The sequence below is a fragment of the Neobacillus drentensis genome (genome assembly GCF_036965425.1).
Classification (GTDB): domain Bacteria; phylum Bacillota; class Bacilli; order Bacillales; family Cytobacillaceae; genus Neobacillus; species Neobacillus drentensis_F.
Genome location: NZ_JBALPP010000059.1, coordinates 13,013 through 13,882, shown reverse-complemented (window position 1 = coordinate 13,882; position 870 = coordinate 13,013). Strand labels below are relative to the sequence as shown.

Below are 870 nucleotides of genomic sequence, written 5' to 3'. Positions count from 1 at the left end.
ATATTTTAAAACGTTGTAATATTATTAAAGAAAGTGATGGTGAGGCAGTAACGAGAATTGTTTTTAATCTTACTCTCCCATGCTTAATTATCATCAGCTTTAGTAATATTAAGATTGATTCTTCGCTTATTTTAATAATGATTAGCGGTTTTGTTTACGGTATTTTTTTAACCTTCCTTGGTTTTTTTGCATTTAAAAAGGAAAACAGAAAAATCAAGGGCATGATGACAATGATGGTCCCTGGCTTCAATATTGGTCTCTTTGCTTACCCACTTGTAGAAGGAATTTGGGGTCAGGAAGGAATAAAATATTTTGGTATGTTTGATATGGGAAATGCCTTAATTGTTTTTGGATTAACCTATATGATTGGAAGTTTCTATTCCTCTGATAATAATACATTTGAGGTCAAGCACGTGCTTGTGAAAATGTCCAAATCCATTCCTTTTCTGACGTATATAACAGTTTGTACAATAAGTATAATTGGCCTGCAGCTTCCGACTGTAATTCTTGATGTGGCTGGTGTTATTTCAAAGGCCAATATGCCGTTGTCCCTGCTATTACTCGGAATCTTTCTAGATTTTTCTCTAGACAAAAATTATTTCAATAAAATACTTAAATATTTGACCTTAAGGTACGTTGCAGGTTTATGTATTGGCATTTTATTATTCATTCTTTTACCTTTTGATCATATGTTCAGATATACTTTGTTGCTGGGTCTTATTTTGCCTATGTCCTTAACCAGTTTAGTTTATGCTGTTCAATTTAATTATGATAGGAAACTCATTGGAACCGTATCCAATTTAACCATTCTAATTAGTTTTGTTTTATTATGGGGGATTGGAAATCTTTTAATGTGAAAACTGTAATACT

Annotated in this window: 1 protein-coding gene; it reads left to right on the top strand. The window is 31.8% G+C overall.

Annotated elements, in window-relative coordinates:
- Positions 1-2 precede the first annotated feature (2 nt).
- Positions 3-857 (top strand): AEC family transporter, encoded by an 855-nt coding sequence (locus V7161_RS16345; RefSeq protein WP_335714035.1) that lies wholly within the window; start codon positions 3-5, stop codon positions 855-857.
- The last annotated feature ends 13 nt before the right edge of the window (positions 858-870 follow it).